Below are 6,554 nucleotides of genomic sequence, written 5' to 3'. Positions count from 1 at the left end.
CAGCACACCACCGGCGGTTACCTGTTGTACGCGGCCATGACCCACGAGCGCGTGTTCGACTACCGCCCGGGTGAAATCTACTGGTGCACCGCCGACGTCGGCTGGGTCACCGGCCACAGTTATATCGTCTACGGCCCGCTGGCCAACGGTGCGACCACGCTGCTGTTCGAAGGCGTGCCGAACTACCCGGACATCACCCGGGTGTCGAAGATCGTCGACAAGCACAAGGTCAACATCCTCTACACCGCGCCGACGGCGATCCGCGCCATGATGGCCTCGGGCACCGCCGCCGTTGAAGGCGCCGATGGCAGCAGCCTGCGCCTGTTGGGTTCGGTGGGCGAGCCGATCAACCCGGAAGCCTGGGACTGGTACTACAAGAATGTCGGCAAGTCCCGTTGCCCGATCGTCGACACCTGGTGGCAGACCGAAACCGGCGGCAACATGATGAGCCCGCTGCCGGGCGCTCATGCGCTCAAGCCAGGCTCTGCGGCGCGTCCGTTCTTCGGCGTGGTGCCGGCCCTGGTGGACAACCTGGGCAACATCGTCGAAGGCGAGGCCGAGGGCAACCTGGTGATTCTCGATTCGTGGCCAGGCCAGGCGCGTACGCTGTTTGGCGACCATGACCGCTTCGTCGACACTTACTTCAAGACCTTCCGTGGCATGTACTTCACCGGTGACGGCGCCCGTCGCGATGCCGATGGTTACTACTGGATCACCGGTCGCGTGGACGACGTGCTCAACGTGTCCGGCCACCGCATGGGCACCGCCGAGATCGAAAGCGCGATGGTCGCGCACCCGAAAGTCGCCGAAGCGGCGGTGGTCGGTGTGCCGCACGACATCAAGGGGCAGGGCATTTATGTCTACGTCACTATCAACAGCGGTGAAGAGCCGAACGAGCAACTGCGCCTGGAACTGAAAAACTGGGTGCGCAAGGAGATCGGTCCGATCGCTTCGCCGGATGTCATTCAGTGGGCACCGGGGCTGCCGAAAACCCGTTCGGGCAAGATCATGCGGCGGATTCTGCGCAAGATTGCGACGGCCGAATACGATGGGTTGGGGGATATTTCCACCCTGGCCGATCCAGGTGTGGTGCAGTATCTGATCGACACCCACAAAACCATGAACGCTTCATAAACTACAAAAAAGCCATGTCGAGGATGAAGCTTCGCCCGGTCATTTACCGGGAGGAGCTTCTTTGTCCTGTGGATTCAACCGATCGATGCAACACACTAGATTCTGTATAGACAGGAGGAGTGTTGCAGATGAAGCAGCGACCTCGGATCTATTGCACCGAAAACCAGAAAAAACTGATATGGGATCGCTGGCAGAAAGGCGATACAGGGAGTGGGCTTCTATCCCTTTAAAACCAGAGACATGTCCGGGTATTTCGCGCACATGAAATCGACGAATGCGCGAACTTTCGGAGCAGCAAGACGCCTGGATGTATGCAAGACCCAGAGCGCGGGTTCTACACCCGATACCGTGCCCCACTGGACCAACTCGCCACGGGCAAGCTGGTTCCATGCGATGGACTGTGGAATTAGGGCAACACCACCACCGGCGATAGCCGCGTCGCGGACCATCAGTAACGAAGAGAACCGCAGCTTTGGGATCGGCTCCAGGACCAACTGCCCTCCATCGAGACTCCAGTGGGTGGGCTGGAAACTCGAAGTTACGATGCCTGGAATTGGTCTGATTGCGCCGGGCATTGGCTTAGGTACTTCTGGCGCAGCCACTACTACCAGCCGGTCCTTGGCGAAGCAGCGGCCGACCAAACTGCTGTCTGGGGTCGGGTTGATCCGGATGGCGACGTCAAATTGTTCCTCCACAAGGTCGACCAGGCGATCCTCCGCCACGACTTCGATTTCGACCTCCGGGTAGGCGGCACAGAATTCGGCGCCAATGCGGCCCATCGCAAGCTGGGAGAACAGGACTGGGGAGGCGACACGCAAGCGTCCGCGGGGTGTCGATACGCCCTCACGGGCCGCCGTCATGGCTTCGGCCACCTCGCCCAATGGACCTTCTGTTCGAGCCATCAGCATTTCGCCAGCTTCGGTGAGCTTCAGGCCGCGAGCGCTGCGCTCGATCAGCCTCACGCCCAGTTGTTCCTCAAGGTCGGAGATTCGGCGCGATAAGGTGGCTTTGGATATGCCGCTCGCACGGCTCGCCTTCCCGAGCCCCTCATTCGTTGCGACGAGCGTGAAATCGATCAGAGCGTTCAGGTTCATGGTGTTCCATTTTTGAAACGAAGTGTCTGTATTTTGGTGTCTCTGCTTTATCTGTGCAACAGCATATCTTCTCGTCATCGGAACTCGATACGAGGAACTGCAATGAGCACCATGCAACGCGCGGTACTGATCCGGGCATACGGCGGCGCTGACGCCGCGCAAGTGGCCGAGATCGAAAAACCAGAACCTGGACAAAACCAGGTTCTGGTTCGAGTTCGTGCCGCCGGCGTGAACGGCATCGATTGGAAGGTCCGCGAAGGCCATGTGCGAAATGCCTTCCCGCTTCCATTGCCAATAGTACTGGGCGCCGAAATGGCGGGTGTTGTCGAGGCTGTCGGGCCCGGTGCCTCTCGCTTTCGTGTTGGCGATCGCGTCATGGGCGCGGTGGGAGGGCTGGGCGCGTACGCCGAATTCGTGAGCGTCAGTGAAGCGAGCCTCTCCCTTACGCCTGAAAACCTTGATGACGTCCATGCTGCCGCTGTACCCGTCGCAGCCGTGGCGGCCTGGAAGAGCCTCCATCATGCGGGTCCGATTCATCCAGGCCAGCGAATCCTTATTCATGGTGCTGCCGGTGGGCTGGGCGCCTATGCCGTGCAGTACGCCAAGCGGGCCGCCGCCGAGGTCTTCGCAACCGCGGGTACGGCTGACCTGGATTATGTGCGCAGCCTCGGCGCGGATCATGTCATCGACTATCAATCCCAACGTTTCGAGGATGTCGTCCAGGACATTGACCTGGTGCTCGACTACGTCGGGGGTGAGGTACTGGATCGCTCGTGGCAGGTGTTGGCGGAAAACGGCGTCATTGTCGGCACGTCATCACCCGACATTCTGGCGCGCACGCCGGCGAATCGCCGAGGCCTCTGGTTCATGAACAAGCCCGACCCCGAGTTGCTGGAGACGCTGGCCCAGGAAATCGCCAGCGGCACGCTGCAGTCCAGGATCGGCAAGGTCGTTGGCTTCGCCGACATCCCTGAGGCCATCGAACGCAATCGCAGCGCTTCACGGACTGGCAAGGTCGTTGCGGACTTCTCTCGCTAATCCACCCTAAGTATCCACTGTAGGAAATTCAAAAATGAGCATTCTCGTTATTGGTGCCACGGGCACCATTGGTTCACTCATCACTCAGGGCCTTGCCAGCGCGGGCGCCGAGGTCAAAGCCCTTGTGCGCCAACCTGGTAAGCGGGACTTCCCGGCCGGCGTCACTGAAGTTGTCGCAGACCTCACCGATGTACCTTCGATGCGCGTCGCGCTGTCGTCGGTGCGGACGCTGTTTCTGCTCAACGCCGTTACGCCCGATGAGGTGACGCAAGCCCTCATCACGCTGAACCTTGCTCGCGAGGCTGGCATCGAGCGCCTCGTTTACCTGTCTGTGATTCATGCCGACAAGTTCACCAATGTGCCGCACTTCACCGGCAAGCATACGGTGGAACGCATGATCGAAAGCCAGGACATCCCCGCAACCATTTTGCGTCCGGCTTACTTCATGCAAAACGACCTCATGGTCCAGCAGACGATTCAGAACTACTCGGTGTACCCGATGCCAATCGGCTCGGCGGGCGTCTCGATGATAGATGCACGCGACATCGCCGATGTTGCCGTTGCAGAGTTGCTGCGACGCGACAAAGCGTCTTCTGCTCTGGATCGTGTAACCCTGGAGTTGGTTGGACCGCAAGCGCTTACCGGTGCTTCCGTGGCGAAGATCTGGAGTTCCGCCCTGGGTCGCGACATTGCCTACGGCGGTGACGATGTGGCGGCCTTCGAAGGACAGCTGGCTTCGTATGGTCCCACCTGGTTGGCTTATGACATGCGCCTGATGATGACGGGTATCCAGACGTTCGGCATGCAAGCAACTGAAGGAACCGTAGAACAGCTTCAGACCATCATCGGGCACCCGCTGCGCACCTATGAAGACTTCGTTCGCGAGGCCATTGCAGAGGTTTAAACAGCCAGGGCGGTGAGGGCGGGTTTATTTCTTGGCTGGTGCGCCGCCCCCATAAAAATCTGTCCTCGTTCGCCATACCACTACTCCCTCAATGGACGAACGGCGCCAGACATTGCCGGCAGGAACATAGGGTCGACCTGCGCTTTACATGTCTTGCTGGGTCGTAATCCTTCATCAGCCAGACTTCAAGGCACGCTATGACGCTCTTCGGGAGCGAGGCAAGAGCGCGAAAGTCGCGCTCTTGCCTGCATGCGAGTCTTACTGATTAGGCTGAATGCCATGTTGCGGGACGGCACCGAATGGCGGTGACGAGTGGCATGGTGAAGGCAGTTGCTCCCACAGGGTTCGCGGCTATCCGCAGAATCCGCGAGCAACCAACACAACTGTAGGAGCGAGCCTGCTCGCGATGGCGGCCTGATAGGCAATAAAAGAATTGAATTGCTCCCACAGTTTTTCCTGTGCAGGGCTCAGCGAAAAAACTCCCCCGGTGTTTCGCCGAACTGCTGGCGGAACGCAGCGATAAACGCCGACGTCGAGTCGTAGCCACAGGCCAGCGCGACGTCGGTCACTCGCTCGCCCTGTTCCAGTGGCGTCAGGGCGCCGAGCAGGCGCAAGCGCTGGCGCCAGGCGCGAAACGTCAGGCCAGTGTCGCGCAGGAACAGGCGACTGAGGGTTTTCTCGGTGACGCCGAATTTGTCGCTCCAGTGGCTGAGGGTGGTCTGTTGCTCCGGGTGCGACTCCAGGCTTTGGGCGATTTGCCGCAATCGGCTGTCCTGGGGCAGGGGCAGCATCAAATCGATCTGCGGCGCCTCAGCCAATTGATCCAGAATCACCTGGGCCAACCGGCCGTGCGGACCGTTCTGATCGTATTCCACCGGAATCTGACTAAAGGCGCGGATCAACTCACGCAACAAATCACTGACCCCCAGCACATGACAGCCCGGCGGCGCCCACGTCGAGACGCTGCAATCGATGTACAGGCTGCGCATTTCCGTGCGCGGCGAGCTGAACACCCGGTGCGGCATGCCCGCCGGAATCCACACCGCACGCTCCGGCGGGGCCACGAAGCGCCCGACGCCGGTCTGTATTTCGAGCACGCCCTGAATCGCATAGGAAAGCTGCACCCACGGATGGCTGTGGCGCCGGGTCAGGGCGCGATTGGGCAGCGATTCGGTGCGACCGTAGAGCGGTCGTGGCAGGCTGGACAGTCCGGGAATACTGCGTCGAACACTCTTGTCATGTCCTTTAGGCGGCATCAGCTGGCTCATCGGCGTTAGTCGGTAATTATCAGGCACGTTAGAGTCGCTTTCACGTACTGGCAACCCCCGGATGATCAACCCCATGACTCGCCCCCGTTTGTTACCCGACAACTTCACCCTGACCCTGATCGGCGTGGTGACGCTCGCCAGCCTGCTGCCCGCCAGCGGTCAGGTCGCGGTCGGTTTTGGCTGGCTGACCAACATCGCCATCGCGCTGCTGTTTTTCCTGCATGGCGCCAAACTGTCCCGCGAGTCGATCATTGCCGGTGCTGGGCACTGGCGTCTGCATTTGCTGGTGTTCAGCCTGACTTTCGTGCTGTTTCCGTTGCTCGGCCTGGCGCTAAAACCGCTATTGTCGCCGCTGATCGGCAACGACCTGTACATGGGCATGCTTTACCTGTGTGCGCTGCCCGCTACGGTGCAATCGGCGATTGCCTTTACTTCGCTGGCACGGGGCAATATCCCGGCGGCGATTTGCAGCGCGGCAGCATCCAGCCTGTTCGGGATTTTCCTCACGCCGTTGCTGGTGACCCTGCTGCTCAATGTGCACGGTGAAGGCGCCTCGACCCTCGACGCCATCCTCAAGATCAGCGTGCAGTTACTGCTGCCGTTCATTGCCGGGCAAATCGCGCGGCGCTGGATCGGCAATTGGGTAGCGCGCAACAAGAGCTGGTTGAAGTTCGTCGATCAGGGTTCGATTCTGCTGGTGGTCTACGGCGCGTTCAGCGAGGCGGTGATCGAGGGGCTCTGGCAGCAGATTCCGTTGCTGGATCTGGTCGGGCTGGTGGTGGTCTGTTGCATCGTATTGGCGCTGGTGTTGCTGGCGTCGACCGTGCTGGGCAAGGCATTCGGCTTCAACCAGGAAGACCGCATCACCATTCTCTTCTGTGGCTCGAAGAAAAGCCTGGCGACCGGCGTGCCGATGGCGCAGGTGTTGTTTGCCGGTAGCACCATTGGCTTGCTGATCTTGCCGCTGATGCTGTTCCACCAGATTCAATTGATGGTCTGTGCAGTGCTGGCGCAGCGTTATGCCAATCGGCCGGAATCGATTCCGGAACTGATGGCCCAGGTTGATCCCTGATTTGCCAGCCGTGGCGGCTCGCGTGAGCCGCCACGGTTTTACCG

General features: G+C 60.2%; 6 protein-coding genes and 1 pseudogene. 5 read left to right on the top strand and 2 right to left on the bottom strand.

Annotation, left to right across the window (positions count from 1 at the left end; genetic code table 11):
- Positions 1–1,134 (top strand): acetate--CoA ligase (locus tag AC1DKH_RS25775; RefSeq protein WP_477799693.1); only part of this gene is annotated, 1,134 nt, incomplete at its 5' end.
- Positions 1,135–1,352: 218 nt separating this feature from the next.
- Here the strand turns inward: AC1DKH_RS25775 and AC1DKH_RS25770 are convergent.
- Complete coding sequence (locus AC1DKH_RS25770) at positions 1,353–2,228, bottom strand: LysR family transcriptional regulator (RefSeq protein WP_477799692.1); 876 nt, start codon at positions 2,226–2,228, stop codon at positions 1,353–1,355.
- Positions 2,229–2,330: 102 nt separating this feature from the next.
- Between AC1DKH_RS25770 and AC1DKH_RS25765 the strand changes: the two genes are divergently transcribed.
- From AC1DKH_RS25765 to AC1DKH_RS25755, 3 genes and pseudogenes are all read left to right on the top strand, one after another.
- Positions 2,331–3,266 (top strand): NADP-dependent oxidoreductase, encoded by a 936-nt coding sequence (locus AC1DKH_RS25765; protein ID WP_477799691.1) that lies wholly within the window; start codon positions 2,331–2,333, stop codon positions 3,264–3,266.
- A gap of 34 nt (positions 3,267–3,300) precedes the next feature.
- Positions 3,301–4,170 carry an NmrA/HSCARG family protein gene (locus AC1DKH_RS25760; RefSeq protein WP_477799690.1) on the top strand — a complete coding sequence of 290 codons (870 nt, stop codon included), beginning with the start codon at positions 3,301–3,303 and terminating at the stop codon, positions 4,168–4,170.
- A 133-nt stretch (positions 4,171–4,303) separates the two neighbouring features.
- Positions 4,304–4,479: pseudogene (locus tag AC1DKH_RS25755) on the top strand (IS110 family transposase); the annotation flags it as partial.
- Between the two features lie 158 nt (positions 4,480–4,637).
- Here AC1DKH_RS25755 and AC1DKH_RS25750 read toward each other — a convergent pair.
- Positions 4,638–5,426 carry an AraC family transcriptional regulator gene (locus AC1DKH_RS25750; protein ID WP_477799689.1) on the bottom strand — a complete coding sequence of 263 codons (789 nt, stop codon included), beginning with the start codon at positions 5,424–5,426 and terminating at the stop codon, positions 4,638–4,640.
- Between the two features lie 85 nt (positions 5,427–5,511).
- Between AC1DKH_RS25750 and AC1DKH_RS25745 the strand changes: the two genes are divergently transcribed.
- A complete protein-coding gene (locus tag AC1DKH_RS25745) occupies positions 5,512–6,510 on the top strand; it encodes a bile acid:sodium symporter family protein (RefSeq protein ID WP_477752787.1) in 999 nt (332 codons plus the stop codon).
- Positions 6,511–6,554: the final 44 nt, after the last annotated feature.

Source organism: Pseudomonas sp. 05L36 (assembly GCF_056398125.1).
The sequence above is the reverse complement of the archived record's forward strand: the minus strand, read 5'-3'. Positions and strand labels throughout refer to the sequence as shown.